Below are 18,257 nucleotides of genomic sequence, written 5' to 3' on the forward strand. Positions count from 1 at the left end.
TGTTCAACCTTTTTATCAATTCAGCCTTGTCTTTCTTTCATCTGCTGTTTGTGCTGTTCCCAACGTTCGCTTAGCTCACTCAACTGCTTATTAGCCTGTTTCCAGCGAGGTAATGCCAGTAAGTCACGACGAGTCATCTTATTTTTATGATAAAGCGGGATAATTCTTTCAGCATGAATACGCATATCGGAAGGTAAGCCATCTAAAACACTGACAGCACCTTGCCGGTTATTACATACCAGAATCATATCGCATCCGGCATCTAAAGCCGCCTGTCCACGTTCGGAATAACTTCCCATAATGGCGGCGCCTTCCATTGACATATCATCAGAAAACACCACGCCGCTAAAGCCCAATTGTTCACGCAAAATATTCTTTAACCAGTAAGGTGAACAGCTGGCCGGACGCGGATCTACTTCACGATAAATCACATGGGCTGGCATGACGGCATCCAGAAGTTCTGCCGAGAACAAATGACGGAATACCGACATATCTTTATCAAATAGTTGCTGATAAGTACGGCTATCTATCGGTGTTTCTTTGTGAGAGTCAGCAGACACTGCCCCATGCCCGGGAAAATGTTTACCGGTTGCACGCATTCCTGCGCTATTCATTCCCTGAATAAACTGACTGGCTAACAACATAACAACTTCCGGATCGTTGTGGAATGAACGATCGCCAATTGCCGCACTGGTATGGCCGACATCAAGTACGGGCGCAAAGCTGATATCGATATCCATAGTGGTCAGTTCTGCCGCCATTAACCAACCAGCTTCCAACGCCATCTCTTCAGCCTGACGATCTTCCAGCAGTGCAGCAAATGATTGTGGAGCCGGTAATTGAGTGAACCCTTCACGGAAACGCTGCACTCGACCACCTTCCTGATCCACTGCCACTAACAAACGATGGTGAGACGCTTCTCTGACCTGACGAACCAGTTCGGCTAATTGCTTAGGATCGTGAAAGTTACGGGCAAAAAATATTAAACCACCCACTAAAGGGTGCTTTAATATCTCACGCTCTTCGGCATCAAGCTCATAGCCGACAACATCTAACATCACTGGTCCCACATTAACCTCACTTTTAATACATTGAATTAATATACATCCGGGCGAGTTATATAGTTGATTATGTTTAAAACAACCGCCCTGTTATAAAAACAGGCTAAACCTGCACCAAACAGATTTAGCCCTTAATCAAATTAGTCTGATACGTAATTCACTTCATCAACGCTGGGTATTTCCCTGACCAGACCAGATAATTTCACCCGTTGAAGTCTGCAGCAATTGGATCATGATTTCCGGCAGACTTGGGTTACCGCTAGCCGATGCATAAACCACATATTTAGCACCTAAATATCGGGCTAAACTTACTGCTTTTGCCCGGGAAACCAAACTATCATCCCCTTGCAACCCTAGCGCCTGACGAGCTTCATTTAGTTTACTCTCAGGTACCAACTCAAAATGGCTGTTGGATTGCATGGCTTCTTTTAATGCATCCGTAGCATCTACCGTTGAAATACTGCCGGAAGTATTATTTTTTACCTGATTCAGTAGCAAAATACCGTTATTGGTTTCTGCTGCAGAAGCGCTAATCATCTTATTAACCAGCGGTTGTACACTAGCCATCCAGTTAATAGGTGCTTCTGGTGGTGGCAATGTAGGCGGTGTTGGCGGTGGCTGATACGGCGGTTGAGCTGGCGGTGGAGGTGTTACCACTACCGGCGGCTTAGGCTGGGGCTTAGTACCCTGACAACCAGCAAGCGCTAAAACCGCTAAGCTTAATCCCAAAAACAAAATCTTTTTCATTCTCAGCTCCACTTAACGGGACAGCATTGGCCCCAGAACTTTACCACCCAGCAAATGCATATGGATGTGATAAACCTCCTGGCCCCCATGACGATTACAGTTAACGATCAGTCGATAGCCATCTTCTGCAATACCTTCCTGTTCAGCAATTTTCGAAGCCACGACCATCATTCTTCCCAGTGCTTGCTCATGTTCTGGTTTCACATCATTGACGGTTGGGATCAGAATATTAGGAATAATCAAAATATGGGTTGGTGCCTGTGGAGAAATATCACGAAATGCCGTTACCAGTTCATCCTGATAAACGATATCTGACGGGATTTCACGACGAATAATTTTACTAAAAATAGTCTCTTCAGCCATAGGTGCCTCTTATATAGAAATAAGCATGAGTCAGATGCTTTCAGTATGAGTGAGATAATCCTGCTGTTTCAAGTTTTACGATAAATGAAAAGCATCAATAATCAGCGTTAAGCCTGCAATAGCTGCGATTGCAATTAAAAAATAGCGTAGATGGAATCTTGCCCCTCTGGCTGCCAGTACCAGACAACCAACCAGAATAATTATGCGAAAAATTGACTCTGAATCCATGATACCTGTCCCTAAATTGCCAGAACGTACTAGCAGCAACTAATTAAATATTGGCGGATTATAGCCCGAATCAGCGGGGAGCACTATGGCACTACGATAATGACAGAAAATATTATAAAAACGGCCTCCAAAGGAGGCCGTAAGTAAACAGGATATTTAACTATAACGTAGACAATTAGAAACGACCTTGCACACCTACGTGTACAACATAACCATCAAAATCGCCTTCAAAGCTTTGCAGATATTTCGCATCCATATAGAACGAGGTGTTCTTAGTTGCATTAGCTGTCATACCTGCACCTGCTTGCCACCAGGTAGAATCAAAGTCAGCTTTAACATCAGTACCACCAACATTAACGCTAGGATCTTTACCAATGGTAGAAACAGCATCTAATGTCAGATAAGGTTTAAAGAATTCACTGTCTTTATCCATTGCCTGATCGCGGAAGAAACGGATACCTGCACGTGCTAAACCACCATTGTAATCATCACCTTTAATATCAGAAATCTCATCGCTGAAATTCTCTGAGGTCAGATATTGATAAGCAATTTGGCCCTGCGGTTCAATTTTCCAGTTTTCAGTTACGCCGAACGGTTTACCAGCTTCCAGAGAAACAATAGCACCGTAACTCTTCTGATCTGCGTCATAACGACTGTTATAGCTGTTATCGTAATAGGTGAATTGAGTGACTGCATCGATATAGCCACCATCTTGAGCATAACGGGTATAATAACCACCGATGCTGTAAGCGTTTGTGGTGATATCGCCAGTATTAATACTTTCACCAGCAGCAGTACGGCCTTTATCTTTCGCTTTAGTATGTTCCTGACCTAAAGTTACAGTCAGACCACCAGTAACAGATGTACCAGCTTCAGTGGTGCTTTGATAAATATCACGACCAAACTGAGCAAACATGGTATCAACATCATAGTTAAAGCGGCCAGATTTAGACTCTAAATGACTGCCACCAAAACGACCCCAGGTTTTATTATCAGAACCTCTGGCGAACTGTTGAGTATCGCCCATACGCTCATGCAGAGTGCCAATAGTTTGGTAGCCGTAAAGCATGTTGACATAAGGTGCAGCGATATATCCAGGCACTTCCTGACGATAAGACTTAGCCGTATCTTGTGGTGTTGGAGTCGGCGTTACTGGATTAGTTGGGTCTACTGGAACAGTTGGATCCACAGGAGTTGGAGCTACATTTCGTAAATACCAGTCATTGGCATCCACCCCTGCTACATCACCTTCATACAGGTAATAGTCAAAAGCACCCATGCTGACATAGCTACCATTACCTAAAGTAAATTGAGATGTACTGTTACCATCAATTTGAACAACTTTAATACCATCATCAACGGTATAAGCACCATTTCCATATCCAGTAACAAACAGACGGTGGTTACCTTCTGCATCTCCCGTTACGTGAATTTGGTCAGAGTTAGTGCTGGCACCACCTTCATTCAATTCGGTATGAATGTAGAAATCACCACTACCTGACAGGCTTCCGGTGGTTAATACGCGGTTATAAGTAGTACCAGTTGGTACCGCGAATTTCACAGAACTGTTCGCCATATTTAAAGAGGCAATAGTCGAAGAGTCAGTCATTTTCCAGGTACTATCGGTCGCCTGTAAATTAATACCACCATTCGCTTTACCGGTAAATTCTGAACCAGTCATAGTGGTATCCAATTTAGCACCACTATCTACATTCATATCACCGGTAATTTTAGAATCGGTAAATGTGGAGGTCCACTCACCGCCAGTTGCTTTAACTGCGTTACCATTAGCAATACTCAGATCTGAGTTGATAAAACTTAATTTACCGGTGGTGCCAGTACCTTCCAGAGCAATCAGATCTGAAGCGGAAGTTGTTGTTAATGTACTTAATTGGCTGCTATTTCCAATGGAAATTTCTGAACCATCTTTAGCATAAATAGCTGATTGAGTAGATGAAATCTCTGCACCACCTGCTAAATTTACTTTACTAAGTGCACTAGGATCAGAAGTAGCAGAGATGCCAGTTCCTGCTGAAGTGATTTTAGTTAATCCTTTGATATCAACAAGACCACCTGCGTCAACGCTGATACCTGAGCTCTGAGTACCATTTGTAACAATAGTAACATTTCTGTTTAACGTTACAGAACTACCTGTACCTTTAGATATGACACCAATACCATTACCTGTAGATGGTGTCTCACCAGTGATTGATGTACCATCCGTTGCTGTTATAACCCCTGTGGTTATTAATAGGTTGGTAACATTATTATTATCAAAACGAACCGTACTACCAGCCTCAGCGCTGATACCATGTCTTTCATCAGAATAAACTGCCTGTAAGACACTTAGAGTATCTGTTAGCGTCCCGCCATTGGTTGCACGTAAAACATAATCGCCAAAACTATCAATTGGAGCGTTTACCGCATAAATATTGGTTCTTGGGTTATTGCTTAGATCATTAGGTGCACCATTAGCTTGTGTTTCATTTGTATTTACACCAGCCATAGATACACTGCTATACAATACTGTTCCAGCTAAAGCCACAAAAACAGATAACGGTTTCAATTTTGAATTGACTATCGACATATCTAAATATCCCTATTGATGAATATCATCTGCACCAGCTTATCCTGTTCAAATAAATCACAGCGCAACAATATTGTTTTCATTTAACATTAATTTCTTATAACAGGAGGCAAGAACACCCCAAATATATAAGAAAAGCCTTACCTAATGAATATAAAAAATTTTAGCTAATCTAATATAGCTAAAAGTATAAAGAGTACACAGGCATTTAACTATAAACATCCATCACTCAATTAGAATCCGAAAGGACTATAATCAATATTAAAAAAAAATAAAGATAAAATTATCTCTGTATATATTTTAGACAAACCATAAAAATACACTATCATCTCACTAAAGAAACCTGCTATTTATTTAAATGCTCATCTCCCCATTAAATGGAAACATAAAAATACAATAAAATCAATAGAAAACAAATTATAGATCAAATGAATCTATTTTTTATAAAAATATATAAAAATATTTTTTTATTTTACATAAATGAAAACAGTCTTATTAGCTCAAAAATGACGCAATAACCCCCTGCACATCAGAGTTAAGCGGAAATTAATTAGCACACAATAGAAAAAAATATTAAAAATTAATGAAAAAGTGGCATGAAAATGATTAATCAAACGAAGTCCTTTTTCGTTTCGTTTAAAATATATTAAATGAAAGAAACTATTACCTCAGGTAAGTATAATAATTAACTAATATCGATAATATTTCTAATGGCTAAAAGCACTAAAATTTTTAAAAGAGTGTTTTTTTAGTAATCCCAAAATAGATACCTGAATACTTCAGAATAATATCAAAACTAACACAATGAAATCACCCAGAAGTCAGGGTATAATCATCGCCAGATACAGAGGAGTTTAGATATGAGTCATAATCTGGCAGATCTTCCAAAAGAAGAACGTGAAAAGGTCGACGTAGATTTGCACGCATCAGGCATTGCGTACAAAGAACGTTATGGTATGCCGTTTAACTTTCGTGAAATCGAAGCGTTGATTCCCGCCAATCTTCGGGAATACTTTAAAGAACGTGTCGATTTCTATCGAAGTAACCCTTACCATTTAGGTAAGTTACCTTACATTGCTAATGAAAAGTAACTGCCATCAGCAGAAGTATATCTTATTGATACTATTAAATTATATTAATCCGAATGTAACCTGTAATCTTATCTGTCCAGTTCGTTAGTATATGTGTACAGAACAAAAAATCGAAGTTCATCCTATCTCTTGATGTTTATCATTATGTGACTAAAATCACAGTCACAATGAAGTTTCGTGATGATTGTCACATTAATATTCAGAAGGAGGATATGGTATGAAAACGATGAAATCGATGTTTTCTCGTCTTAATCAGTTGGTTAATGAGTTATCAAAGCCAACTTTTTACTAAGGCAATTCGGGGCAGCTTTTGCTGATATTCCCCTGCAATAAAGCCACCGTTCGGTGGCTTTGTCATTTTAGTAATCGTTATCTTACGACCAGGACCGAGGTATTAGCATATCTCACAATACCCGATGCATTTGATCCTAAGAGATGGGTAGTTATATTTGGTCGTCTTGAGCCAATAACAATTAAATCTGCGGCCACTTCGCTCGCCACGACTGCAATTTCATCTCTGGGTGAACCGAATGCGATTGAGTAAGAAACTTGCCCCACCGGAAGATCGAGCGAGTCTGCCAATTTCTTAAGATCTTCTTCCGCTTTGACTGATGCTTTATCTTTAAGCTCCGGGTAACCTAAAGCATAAGAGTTAATAATAGCTGATGAGATTGGTAATACGTGAAGTAATCTCATCTTTGCCTGTGACAACTTAGCCAGATATACCGCATGCTTAACCGCATTCCCTGTCAGTTCTTCTTCCAGAATATCCACCGGGACTAAAATAGATTTGTACATAATGCTCTCTCCTCTAATTTAGAAACTGAAAAGATAGGCTGGAAACATTATATTTGATTACTTATTATTTTTTGTGAGTTGGTTAACTTAACAGCAATAACCTGTTATTGCTGTAGAGAAAACATCTCCGCATGATTAGCATAAAGTATGAATTTTACACAAAATAGTATGAACGAATAGTATGAACGATTAGCATCTCCATCGGCCTTACCTATCATAAAAGACGCAATAATATCATTCAATATATAGAGATAATATGCATAAAGTAATTATAAGTAGATATTTCATCCACATTAAATAATAAATTATTTATAAATAAGACCTTTATGAATATATCTTTTGAAGATACATAGAACGTTACCAAATTCAGAACAACCAAAGTCGATATGTAATGTTATCGCTTAAATCATCCTAGACAGACTCTCTATACAGTGAAAAGAATCTTTAGTTCTTTCATATACCACTCGAGAACTCTTATCTGCAGGATATACCCCCAAATAAATAGAAAAATTAGCCAATAACAACCATCAATCTCCTAAAGCAGTAAGCATTCATAATAAATGTTAGATGTATAGAGAAAAATATTATTTCAATCTATTTTTTAATATCAATACAGAGTCAAAGAATAAATAAAGTTATTATTTATATTTATTAGTAAAAATGGGAGTTTATACTCCCACTTACTGTATTGGACTTATCACTTTTTTCTCGAGGTACCGATCAAACCAACTATACTATCAGGCATTTCTATTGCCCAAATGCAATTAGTTTAATAGTAATATACACAAATAGATTCTTAGTGATTTTAATTTGGTAGTTAGCTTCAACTTACTATAATCATTCATATTAATTTCTCTATAAAATCATTAGAAATCACATCCTATTGATATTTAATCAGTATCAGCACCCAATATGGCATTCACCCCCCCATCATTAAGGAGGAAATCAAGACCTCTATTGGTAATACGTAATTGCCCTAAATTAATCATATAGTCATTCACACAACGAGTGATCCCGCTGGTCAAAAGCTTATGTTCTTCAAGATAGAGTAAATTAGCAACAAGAGTATCTTTATCTCCAGCCACAGAAAGTAATGGTAGCCACTCCTCTCTATGGAAATTATTCGGGTATACATTAGATAGTATTTTCAATATGCTACTTTGCAGATCTCTGTTGATTTTCAAGACACCCTCTCCCTTAGTTTTCCCCAACAAGAATAACACTTAGACTAATTCAATTATATAATTTATTATTATAAATAATCTAAATATACTACCGATAAAGCTTTAGAATAATCAATAGTTAAATCAGCTTTTATCTATATCTATTTTACGAAATTATTAATAATTTCGTTGTTAAAAACAAATCTATTGAATGGTTAAAAAAGAATATTTATATAATTATTTGCTGTATAAGAAACAGACTATACGACTCGTGCTATTTATAAAAAATCAGAACTAACAATAATATATTCTATTACTTTGACGAAATCTCCTCTTAAACAACATCCTTAAGTTCAAAATTTACACCAGAAAAAATCCTGGAGCCTCAAAAATAGACATTTGTGTTGAAATCAGGCAACAGTATTAGGTAGTCTGCGGTTATCACTCGCCACTAATGAAAGGTAAATAATGAAAGTATCCGCAAGAAACCAGTTAAAAGGTATTGTTGAATCTATCAACTCAGGTGCAATCAATGATGAAGTCACCTTACGTTTAGATGGAGGAGAAAACATCACCGCAGTTGTCACTAAAAATAGTGTAACTACATTAGGCTTAGTGAAAGGTAAAGCAGCTATAGCTATCTTCAAAGCCCCTTGGGTAATTCTGGCATCCACTGAAAATGGTTTGAACTTCTCAGCACGCAATCAGTTTAAGGGGCGTGTTGAGTCATTAGAGAAAGGTAGCGTGAACTCTATTGTCAATATGGTTACTGAGAGTGGTCTCAAACTATCTGCAGTAGTGACCAACAACAGCGTTGAAGATATGCAGCTCCATACAGGCTCATCAGTTATGGCCCTCATTAAGGCATCAAATGTTATTCTGGCTACTGAGAAATAAGTTGAACAAAAGTCATACTCAATAAAAAACGGGAACCATCAGGCTCCCGTTAATATTTGTGACACTTTTAGCAATTACATGCAGGCAATCACATCTTTACCAAACTCGCTACAGGAGCGCTCTTTAGCGTCATCCATCATACGGGCGAAGTCATAAGTGACAGTTTTATTCTTAATTGCCCCTTCCACACCTTTGATGATTAGGTCAGCTGCTTCGGTCCAGCCCATATGACGCAGCAGTAGATTGGCGAATTTTAATTAACCAATTGAATTTTAAATATAAAACGAAGGTTTTAGCAGTTAAAACAAGTACTTTAAGCGCATTTGTAACCCATTGACTTATAGAAGCTATTTTTTAGTTTTGATAATGGTTTTTTTCGGAAACTGGGAGTTTACAACTAAAGATTAAGAATCGCTGCCGGTGACCAAGTTTACCGGCGCAATGAATATCTAATGAATAAATAAGTATAGGTAGGATTTGAAAAGAGCCACGGATCATCTGTGGCTCTTTCTTATTTAATAATCAATGATTCAAGATTTAATTTTAGTTTGAAGTTCCTTAATTTGCGCTTGTTGGCGCTTAACAATCATATGAAGTTCTTTAATTGCTTCTATTGTTAGTGCTGATACACCAGAATAGTCAACTGTGCAGCTTGTAACCTCTTCTGTTTCCCTTGTTGAATTACCGTCCTCATCAAAAGTTTGAATGGTTCGTGTAATCTCGCCAACGACCTCTGGAAGTACATCTTTCAGTTCCTGAGCAATAACACCAGCAGAGACCTCGCCAGTATCTTTGAGAGTGTAGGTATATCCACTTATTTTTTCAATTTTATCCAGCGCTCCATTAATAACCTCTATGTTAGATTTATGGTTCCTATCTGAAGTCTGGGTAAGACTGACGCAAGTAATATTACCCGGGGCAACAAACTGCCCTGTTTGGATGAATTGAAAGTACTTTGCACCATATTGCATATTAGTAACTATATTAATATTGCCATACTGTTCCTGGTAAATACGGGCTAGCACTACATTTTGCCCGGCTCCTGCCATAAAATTGATAATGGCTGGCCATCCTGCGGTAATTACTGACCTTAAATTAAGGTTACCAGCTTCAATTGAGATATCTCCAGCAACCACTCCACCTGACTTACCATTAATGGAGCTAAATCTCGAATCATCTCCTGCTGCTACCGTTCCTGATGATATACCTATATTTCTTGTTGCTGAATTGCCCAATCCTAATTTAGAACGGGCTACCGGGGCATCTTCTGAGGCAATAATTGTTCGCCCAAATGGGGTAAATTCAGCTGTAACAGACTCTATCATACCAACAATATTGTTCCATGATGGGCCCATGAACGTCGAACCGTCTGGAAGGGTTACTGTAATATCACCGGGAGCACTATAAACGCTTTGCCAGTTTTGCTTATCAAAGTTTAAGCCTCTCAACGCTCTGGCAGCCTCTGCACCCAATTGAGCTGTAATGCTATTTAATGTATCACGAGGAACATTTGTCCATGCACTTCCGCTTTGCGTTGGGCCGTCATACTTAAGTGTTGTCGTAAGTGTTGTATTACTCTCTACACTTTTTATTGGCAGTGTATAAGTAACGCCACCAACTACGGCAACGACCATATCACCAGCAGCACTATCAGTTAGAAAGCCCGTCCCACTTCCAGATATTTGATCTGAGCCATTAGTCAGTGTAATAGTTCCTGCGCTCATATTTTAGCCTTATTCAGATAAAGAAAAACCCGCTGTATTTTAGCGGGTTATATATTGACGATAGATGAACTATTAAAAATAGTTGGTAGCATCAAGAACGGGGAAGCTAACAGGTGAAACCAAGGAACGATTCATATTCGAATCAGTAACACTGTTCATATATCGCCCCGCAGCTCCGGTTATGGCATTACCTGACATTTTGACACCACATTCACTCCAACCGGCACGGCCTCCCGACGACCAGACTTTCATTGCACCAACACCACCAACCGGGATCATTGGTTTAGTTACCGGGCAATAAGCCCACGTTCCGGGATTGGTGTTTAATGATATTGTTCCAGCCAAAAGCATCGGCGCATATTTAGATGAGAAAGTACAAACACCATTGGCATTCCAGATAGCTAATCCGTATTCAGGAAGTTCAAGATTAAAATCAGAAGAGAAAATGGCAATATTGGCATTTACTGTTGCCGGTTGAATGTTTCCATCACCCACGACCTGATAACAGCTTATTGTTTTAGTTGAATCATCAAACATTAAAGCCGCATCCGGTGAACTCCAGTTAGCAAAAACAACGGCATTCTGCCTGCCGGGTATTGTTGTTGGAATGCTCCAGGAGCCGTTAATAGTAACATTTCCGCTCCAGACACAGCACCCAGCTTTAGACACATCACTAATCTCAAGGTAATTAGTTGCATCAGATAAGGCTATGCCATAACTTTCTGCTGTATCACCAGCGCCGAGTATTTCAAACACTGCGAAGCTGGGATAAATGTATCGATAATATTCGTTGATATGTAGAGTGATAACATTATTATTTATAGAGATATTATCGACAATAATGGCGCTGGTTACATTACCAGTCCCACCCAGCACCATCGCCCCCATTCTCACAGGAACAATATACAACGTTGAACCCGGTGTCTTATTTGGAACGGTTACGGTTATATAATTATTGCCGCCAACCTCTGTTTGATAATATCCAAGATAACTCATTGCGCGTGAGCCGGAAGTGATTTCAACTTCCTTACCCGTTACGTCAGGCAATATCGATAAACCGTATTCATTCATCGTATTTTACCTACCTTAACTCTACGTAGGCCACTACTGTCATAAGCAGCAATGCCTGTATTGTCAGATACAGTTCTTCCTTGTCCAGGAGTTGAGCCGTTTATTTCAAAAGTGCCATCCCTGAATCCGAGTCGCATGCCCACTGAGCCAGAGACATAATTATCAGATTGAAGGTAGTTAGAGATTTTACCACTGCCAATTGACGCATCTTTAATCTTGGCAGAGGTAATGGAAGCATCCTGAATAAAGGCAGTATTGATAAAGACTTGTCCATTATTGACAAAGAACGCCGCCTGATAATTTCCCGGATTATTCCCAGAATAAATACCAAACTGATCTGCAGCAAAAACGGTCGTTGATTTATAACCTCCATTGCCATTAGGCTCTATACCCATAGCAAACCCCGTATTATGAAATTGTCCGTCGCGCCTGATACCAAGATTCAGTGTGTAGAAAGCAGATGCCGTACCATCGCTTTTTACCTCTGCCGTCAACTTTTCACTAACAGCAGAAGTCAGATCGCCAATCTCTGCCTGAACCTGCGTTGACAACTCTGCCAGACCACGATCAACATCGGCTACCGTGGTTTTAATAATAAGTATGTCCGCCCTGACTTCACCCTGTTGTTTCCATTGATGTTCAGCAGTGGCGTTATTAGCCAAAGCATTATGTAGCTGCCCCTCCAGATTCATATCAACACCGTTCTGAAGATTATCAAAAGCGCCTGAGCCTCTTATTGCCTCATCGAGATAATCAATCAGCTGTCCGGTATCCATCTGGCATAATGCCGCCACTTCAATAAAGGCTGATGCACCAAATGCGTTAATCGAACGGACATACCAGTAATAGGTGTGGTCATTTTTAAGGCTGTGTGACGACCAGTTGCTGCCAACACCCATTCGACTGGCTTGCGTTTCCACGGTATAGGTTGATGTATCAGGTAATGGTATTTCCCATGATGTCCAAAAATCAAACTGGGTGGAAACATTAGTTAGCTGCGATAGCACCGGAAACAGGGTAATAGAAAAATATCCCAGCTCCACCCTGACTGACGATGGCGTGTCCGGCGCATCAATAACGAACTCCAGCCAGGCTTCCGGCGAACGTGCCCCCATAAAGTTGACGGCGGTAACATGAGCCGTGTAGGCACCACGTATCAGACCGGTAAGCCGGGTTAATGAGCCTGGCACCTGAATTGATAGTACAACCACACCATTCTGGCGCAAAACCACCTGGTTATAGGCTACGGTACCAATATTGTTCCAGGACAGAATTCCTTGCACCACCTCGCCTATCTCTTCGACCTGATACACCAGTGACTGTGGTTGTGCCACTCCACCAGAAGGTAGCTCGGTCAGAGGAGGTCGTTCCAGCGGTTGCCCTATCGCATCATTCCAGACCTCTGCACTTTCTTGTTTGAGCGTTAGCGTCACACCATTCTGTATCCCGAACTTCCAGTCAGTCACGCGCATTTCTACCATATTAATCCCCAGCGTCGGCAGATTAACCATGACGTACATACCGGGGCGGTAACGAAAACCGCTAAGATTCAAGGAAAGATTCATCGTACGGGCAGATCGGGTGCGCTTTAGCTTAATATCAGCCAGACGCTGCGCCTGATATTCTGAGGTAACAAACCGCAGTTTCATGTCCTGCGAGATTTCTATACCATCTTCCTCAATCCATGGAGTAACGCGTACAGGAGGAAAATCCGCCTCACTGAATCGCTGAAGCGGATCGATAAACGTCCCTTTAATCGTGTTGACGCGTTCTCGCTGGGCTACTTCCGGCATGATCTCTATATCACCGGCAAGCTGTCCTTCATCAATAATCTCTGTTGCCGGGCCATAATAAGCCCCCACCAACAAACCATGACGCCCACCAATGAACGTTGGATCTCCTGAGCAGGAGGCCAGTAATTCATCCAGCACCGCTGACTTATTCTCGCTTAAATCCCACTCTCCGTTTATCGTATAACGCGGCTCTCTCAACCCGTCACTACGGACAACCAACTCATCACAGATATTGGCGGCCATCTGGAACTGATCCCAGAGAATTTCACTGTCCGGTACTTTCAGGTAATGACGATAAAAGTGCAGAATAATCAGCGCCGCGTTATTGCTGTACTTCGTTTCGCCGGTACGGGGGTCATACACCGCCCAGCCACGCTTTAATACCTTAACGTTAGGAATGCCTGATGGAAACTTTTCCGCATCAAATTTGAGGGTAATACGAAGCCACGCCACACCCCTGCCTATCATGTCATCTTTCCAGCTCGGTGCATTGGTCAGCAGATAGGGATCTGCAGAGGAACGATCATTATGAAACTCATATTCGGCGTGCTCACCGTAGGTACCGATCACATCGTCAGCCAGATAAACATTCCCGATGGAACTCAGTTTATGGCCAGCCAGGGTGATACCCATAAACAACCTTTCACCATTCTCCTGATTACCTGGACCTTCCTCAGCAAAAAAGAGCGTGCCTGCCGTTTCAGTCTCCCCATACACCACGGTCTTTGGACTGGCGGCAGCCCGCATGACCTGTTTACGCTCTGACTGATCGCGATAACTATTTACGCCAGCCTTCTTGGTTAATGCCATGGAGGCAACCGCGCTGGCTATCGTGATAACCGCAGCTACCGCGTACATTTCTGCCGCAGCCGCTGCACCAGCAGCAACCGCAGCAACAATTGGAATAGCAGCCGGCATTAGCGAACCCTCCAGACACTCAGCGGACGATCGCGCAACAGCACCAGCCCCGTATCTCCTGCGCAATACACACCGTTACTCCAGACTATACCGGCGCAACGATTTCCGCCGTTATTCATTACCGCTACATCGCCACGTTGTAGTAACTTAATCGGGACTTGATCCATACATGCACACAGGGCGTTTTCCAGTGTTCCATGATGTTTTAACAGCGCCTTTTTAGCACCGATCCTGCTATCATAAGTTCCTCTATAAACAGCGGCGAAATCCTCACCGCACATAGCTTGTACACAATCAGCAGCAAACAGTGCACAGTCATGTTCACCCCATGAAAAAGGCCGCATTTTCGCGGCCTGTAGTGTTCTTACCAATCGTTCCTGCCAGTCTGGATATTTCACCTGATGAACTCCTTACGAGTATGTGAATCCTGGTGCATCCTTCTTACTACCCCAGTAAATTGAACGCTCCGCCATCTGTGCCACATAACGAAAAATACGATCGTCCGGAAAATTCGCTTTGTGGGACTCATCTGTAAAGCGATCTGACCAAGGGCGCTGCCAGTCTTCAAATACGTTCGATAGCGTGTACTGGAGTGCATTTGTATCGCCAGCAGTAGCGCCCGTTGCTGAAACCTTCCCTTTAAAAAGAAGGTTATTTGCCACCACCTGATCGTTTTCATTAAAGACCAGTAGATAAATGGCAGCTTCCCGCCCCACGCAGTTTTCATTGAGCGTGGAAGCCAGGAGTGATACATCCAGCCCAGACAAGGTCAGTTTCAGCTGTGATGCGCTGGTTGTGTGTGACTCCCCTGCATCGTCTACTGAGCCAAGTCGCCCCATCCCGTAATAGACGTAACCATCTAACACAATTGGTCCCGTTCCAGAATGGACGTATACAGTACCGCTATCGAAATGGATCTGTGCCGCCAGTCCTACACTGACACGCCCTTGCATAAGCAGTTCAGAAACTGATTCAGAAAAAGGTGAATAAAACATTAGAATGCTTCCTCAAACTCAATGACATAACTGCTAAAAACCCCAGGAACCCGGTTACTTACGCCTTGATTGTTATCCCGTAGTTTGAAAATACCGGACGGATTCTGTGTTTCTATCTTGAAACCCATTGGCGGAGAGGTCCTTAGAACAGGCGAAAACACCAATTCAGCATTGCCGGTTACGCTGCTGCTGATGTCTTCGGTTATGATTTTCAGTTCATCATTTACCGTAATATAATCCCCAATTTTCAATACCAGCATACTCGGCACCCAGCCAGAAGTTATAAGATGTCCTCCGGTTTGCCCATTCACCGCGACGACAGGAGAGCCGTTCGCTACTCTGCCACCCCGGCCATAATCCCGTAAACGCACGCGCCCATATTCGCCATCCAGCGCAGCGATCAAGGCGTCAATCTTTCTGGCATCATCGTCACGCAGATTATTTACGGTTAACGAACAGCGCCAGCGAGAGCCAGGATACCGAACTGTCTGTGTTGTACCATTAAAGGGGGAGCGGAAGGATTTGCTATTGCTTTCAAGTTGCCATGTCAATGATGACGGGCATATATCAGGCCAATCAATAATATTCATTCATCATACTCCAAGCAGTTTTCTCCCCTGTCCTCTGGTCTGGAAATCGTTTAACATTTCCTGCCGTGCCAGTGCCGCGCCATTTTTGGCACCTTCCGATGCCGCTTCACGCATCGCCGCCATCAGGGCTGCATCACCGTTTCCCTGAACAGTAATATGTTGATGAATGACGACCGGAGACGAATTACCCGCCAAAGGATCGGTAGAGTTACCTGAGGCCAGAAAATCTTTCAGATCAGCATTCGTTCTGGCATCAACAACCCGTTCCCCCCGATCAAGTAACCACGTACCTTCTCTGGGGACATTATCAATACCATCATGTGCCATACCAGCCAGTGTGGTCGATGCCATTAATGCCACCGAGGTGTAGCCAACTCCGCGAATAACAGACGCCATGGGGACACCCATAAACATTCCGCCTTGTGCCATGGCTTTTGTTGCTGCTTCTTCTGTGTTGATGATAGCCTGTGCAATGGAAGCCGCCTTACTGGCCAAAAACATAGCTTTATAAACAGCACTTCCTTTCTGTCCCATCGCTTCCATTAATGCCGCAGCATCTCCAGTCAGCGAAGAAAACATACTTAACGTTGCCGTTCTGTATGAAGACTGTATCTTCTCAAGACGCTCTGAATTTTGTTGATTAATCTCCGCTACCCGGTCAGCATAAGTTCGCTCATTGATTTCTTTCTCATCGAGCAGTTGCTTTTGCATCTCAAGCTGTTTCTCATTCCATTTCTGAAGCTCTTCTTCTGCATCAGCAACACGTATCAGTTCACCTGAGGCCCCTCCGATAGATGCATCCACACCACCAAATTTCGGTGCCTCGGTTATACTGGCTTTTGATGCTTTTTCAATAGCAACCGCTAATTCATCTGCCGACAATTTAGCATCACGGATCGTCTTAAGGCGCTCCTTTACTGTTGATAATGCTTTTTCTTCTGCGGTTTGCAGATCGGACATTGTGTCCTGATAAGCCTTTTTAGCATTAAGCCGATCTATCTCGATCGCTCTTTGCTCTATTGCCGCTTTTTTTGCCGCATCCAGGCTTTTCAGTTCACCATGGGCAAGCTGATAACGTTGTTTGGCCACTTCAGTTGTCTGCCCAAATAATGCAATTTGTTGGTCAAGGCTTTCCAGTTGCCGCTGATAAGACTGAGCTATTCCATTAGCGGCTTTATGAGATGCAGTTAACGCTTTTGTCTGCTTACCATCATCAAAAACCTGCCCTAGTTTGGCGGCGTAATCAGTGAGCCTAAGGGCAAGCTCCTCACTAATCGCCCCTGACATAACCTGACCTTTAGCCAAGGCAAGCAAATCATCTTTATGTTTTAATGCAGCATCACCGGCAACCTTTTGCAGTCCGGCAAGAATATAGGCTTCTCTTGCGGCTCCGGCGGCATTTAATCGAGAAACATCCAACTGTAGCGCCAGTGAATCAGCAGCCTTTCCAAATCCTTCAAAATCTTTGGTTATCTCAGCTGTAGCGGGTGAAGCACTTTCAATTGCTCCTGTTAATGCTTCAACTGTTTTAGCCATCCAAGAGAATTTATCAGTCAGTATACCGCTAACATTAGCGCTGGTTTCCTGAGTCTGATTTAACCGTTTCTGATCAAGTTCAAGCTCACCAAGAAGAACTGATTTACGACGCAATAACTCCTCTTCAGACCCCAACCATCGAATATAAAGAGAGGAAACATCGCCATATCCAACCTGTCCTGCTTTATATTTCTCAAGTGCTGCCCTGATTCTCTCTAATTCAGCTCGCTTCCTATCCATAGAATCATATTGCGCATCCTCTGAATCAAGTAGCTTTGCCTTATTAGCCCGTAACTGGGCCTCACTCATGCTATTAAGTGATTTTTCTAAATCTCCCAGAGAATCGGCAAATGCAATAGCAGATTCTCTGGCTTGCTCTGATTTTTGATGAAAATAGAATATTGCACCGGCGGCAAGCATAGCGGCCCCAACCGGACCGCCAAGTAATCCTAACGCCTTACTGGCTAAACCAGATGTAACAGCAAGCCGGCTTTGAACTGCTGACAATTGTGCCGTTGCCGCCGCTTCAGCACGGGTTAACCTTATAACTTCAGCGGAATTAGCGGCTAATTGTCGACGAATGACAGCTCTCGCCTGCTCTGTTTGTGCCAAACTCAATTGAGCAACTAATGATTTCTGTGCGGCAACAGCTCCGGCACGTTCCGCATTAATCAAAGAAAGTGAAGTTGTTAACC

16 protein-coding genes and 1 pseudogene are annotated in these 18,257 nt (G+C 42.1%); 2 read left to right on the top strand and 15 right to left on the bottom strand.

The window, feature by feature from the left end; genetic code table 11:
* Window positions 1-20: 20 nt before the first annotated feature.
* The 5 genes from nagZ to GOL65_RS04280 form a co-directional block, all read right to left on the bottom strand.
* The gene (gene nagZ / locus GOL65_RS04260) at window positions 21-1,058 is read right to left on the bottom strand and encodes a beta-N-acetylhexosaminidase (RefSeq protein ID WP_140920869.1); all 1,038 of its coding nucleotides are present in this window, start codon (window positions 1,056-1,058) and stop codon (window positions 21-23) included.
* Between the two features lie 168 nt (window positions 1,059-1,226).
* Window positions 1,227-1,808: a penicillin-binding protein activator LpoB gene (gene lpoB / locus GOL65_RS04265; RefSeq protein WP_140920870.1), complete on the bottom strand. Its 582-nt coding sequence runs from the start codon at window positions 1,806-1,808 to the stop codon at window positions 1,227-1,229.
* Between the two features lie 12 nt (window positions 1,809-1,820).
* Window positions 1,821-2,171 carry a purine nucleoside phosphoramidase gene (gene hinT / locus GOL65_RS04270; protein ID WP_140920871.1) on the bottom strand — a complete coding sequence of 117 codons (351 nt, stop codon included), beginning with the start codon at window positions 2,169-2,171 and terminating at the stop codon, window positions 1,821-1,823.
* A 75-nt stretch (window positions 2,172-2,246) separates the two neighbouring features.
* Window positions 2,247-2,399, bottom strand: a complete 153-nt coding sequence (locus GOL65_RS04275) for a hypothetical protein (protein ID WP_179038165.1) — start codon at window positions 2,397-2,399, stop codon at window positions 2,247-2,249.
* Window positions 2,400-2,574: 175 nt separating this feature from the next.
* Complete coding sequence (locus tag GOL65_RS04280; RefSeq protein WP_140920872.1) at window positions 2,575-4,986, bottom strand: autotransporter family protein; 2,412 nt, start codon at window positions 4,984-4,986, stop codon at window positions 2,575-2,577.
* 860 nt (window positions 4,987-5,846) lie between these two features.
* Here GOL65_RS04280 and GOL65_RS04285 point away from each other — a divergent pair.
* The gene (locus GOL65_RS04285; protein ID WP_140920873.1) at window positions 5,847-6,077 is read left to right on the top strand and encodes a DNA polymerase III subunit theta; all 231 of its coding nucleotides are present in this window, start codon (window positions 5,847-5,849) and stop codon (window positions 6,075-6,077) included.
* Window positions 6,078-6,446: 369 nt separating this feature from the next.
* Here GOL65_RS04285 and GOL65_RS04290 read toward each other — a convergent pair whose 3' ends face one another.
* The gene (locus GOL65_RS04290) at window positions 6,447-6,875 is read right to left on the bottom strand and encodes a universal stress protein (RefSeq protein WP_140920874.1); all 429 of its coding nucleotides are present in this window, start codon (window positions 6,873-6,875) and stop codon (window positions 6,447-6,449) included.
* A gap of 890 nt (window positions 6,876-7,765) precedes the next feature.
* Window positions 7,766-8,059 (bottom strand): hypothetical protein, encoded by a 294-nt coding sequence (locus GOL65_RS04295; RefSeq protein WP_140920875.1) that lies wholly within the window; start codon window positions 8,057-8,059, stop codon window positions 7,766-7,768.
* Window positions 8,060-8,506: 447 nt separating this feature from the next.
* Between GOL65_RS04295 and GOL65_RS04300 the strand changes: the two genes are divergently transcribed.
* Window positions 8,507-8,935, top strand: a complete 429-nt coding sequence (locus GOL65_RS04300; protein WP_140920876.1) for a TOBE domain-containing protein — start codon at window positions 8,507-8,509, stop codon at window positions 8,933-8,935.
* Between the two features lie 74 nt (window positions 8,936-9,009).
* Here the strand turns inward: GOL65_RS04300 and GOL65_RS04305 are convergent.
* The 8 genes and pseudogenes from GOL65_RS04305 to GOL65_RS04340 all read right to left on the bottom strand — a co-directional run.
* Window positions 9,010-9,183 (bottom strand): annotated as a pseudogene (locus tag GOL65_RS04305) (isocitrate/isopropylmalate family dehydrogenase); the annotation flags it as partial.
* A gap of 282 nt (window positions 9,184-9,465) precedes the next feature.
* Window positions 9,466-10,659, bottom strand: a complete 1,194-nt coding sequence (locus GOL65_RS04310) for a tail fiber domain-containing protein (RefSeq protein WP_140920878.1) — start codon at window positions 10,657-10,659, stop codon at window positions 9,466-9,468.
* Between the two features lie 72 nt (window positions 10,660-10,731).
* Entirely contained in the window at window positions 10,732-11,730 is a 999-nt protein-coding gene (locus GOL65_RS04315) for a DUF6453 family protein (RefSeq protein WP_179038166.1), read from the bottom strand.
* On the bottom strand, window positions 11,727-14,441 hold the full coding sequence (locus tag GOL65_RS04320; RefSeq protein ID WP_140920880.1) for a phage tail tip fiber protein: 2,715 nt from the start codon (window positions 14,439-14,441) through the stop codon (window positions 11,727-11,729). The genes GOL65_RS04315 and GOL65_RS04320 overlap by 4 nt, the downstream gene beginning before the upstream one ends.
* Window positions 14,441-14,839, bottom strand: coding sequence for a DUF6950 family protein (locus GOL65_RS04325; protein WP_140920881.1), 399 nt, complete (start codon window positions 14,837-14,839; stop codon window positions 14,441-14,443). The genes GOL65_RS04320 and GOL65_RS04325 overlap by 1 nt, the downstream gene beginning before the upstream one ends.
* 12 nt (window positions 14,840-14,851) lie before the next feature.
* Window positions 14,852-15,436, bottom strand: coding sequence for a hypothetical protein (locus tag GOL65_RS04330; protein WP_140920882.1), 585 nt, complete (start codon window positions 15,434-15,436; stop codon window positions 14,852-14,854).
* A complete protein-coding gene (locus tag GOL65_RS04335; protein WP_140920883.1) occupies window positions 15,436-16,026 on the bottom strand; it encodes a hypothetical protein in 591 nt (196 codons plus the stop codon). The genes GOL65_RS04330 and GOL65_RS04335 overlap by 1 nt, the downstream gene beginning before the upstream one ends.
* 3 nt (window positions 16,027-16,029) lie before the next feature.
* Window positions 16,030-18,237 carry a phage tail tape measure protein gene (locus GOL65_RS04340; RefSeq protein WP_456152039.1) on the bottom strand — a complete coding sequence of 736 codons (2,208 nt, stop codon included), beginning with the start codon at window positions 18,235-18,237 and terminating at the stop codon, window positions 16,030-16,032.
* Window positions 18,238-18,257 lie beyond the last annotated feature (20 nt).

Source organism: Limnobaculum xujianqingii, assembly GCF_013394855.1.
Taxonomy (GTDB): domain Bacteria; phylum Pseudomonadota; class Gammaproteobacteria; order Enterobacterales; family Enterobacteriaceae; genus Limnobaculum; species Limnobaculum xujianqingii.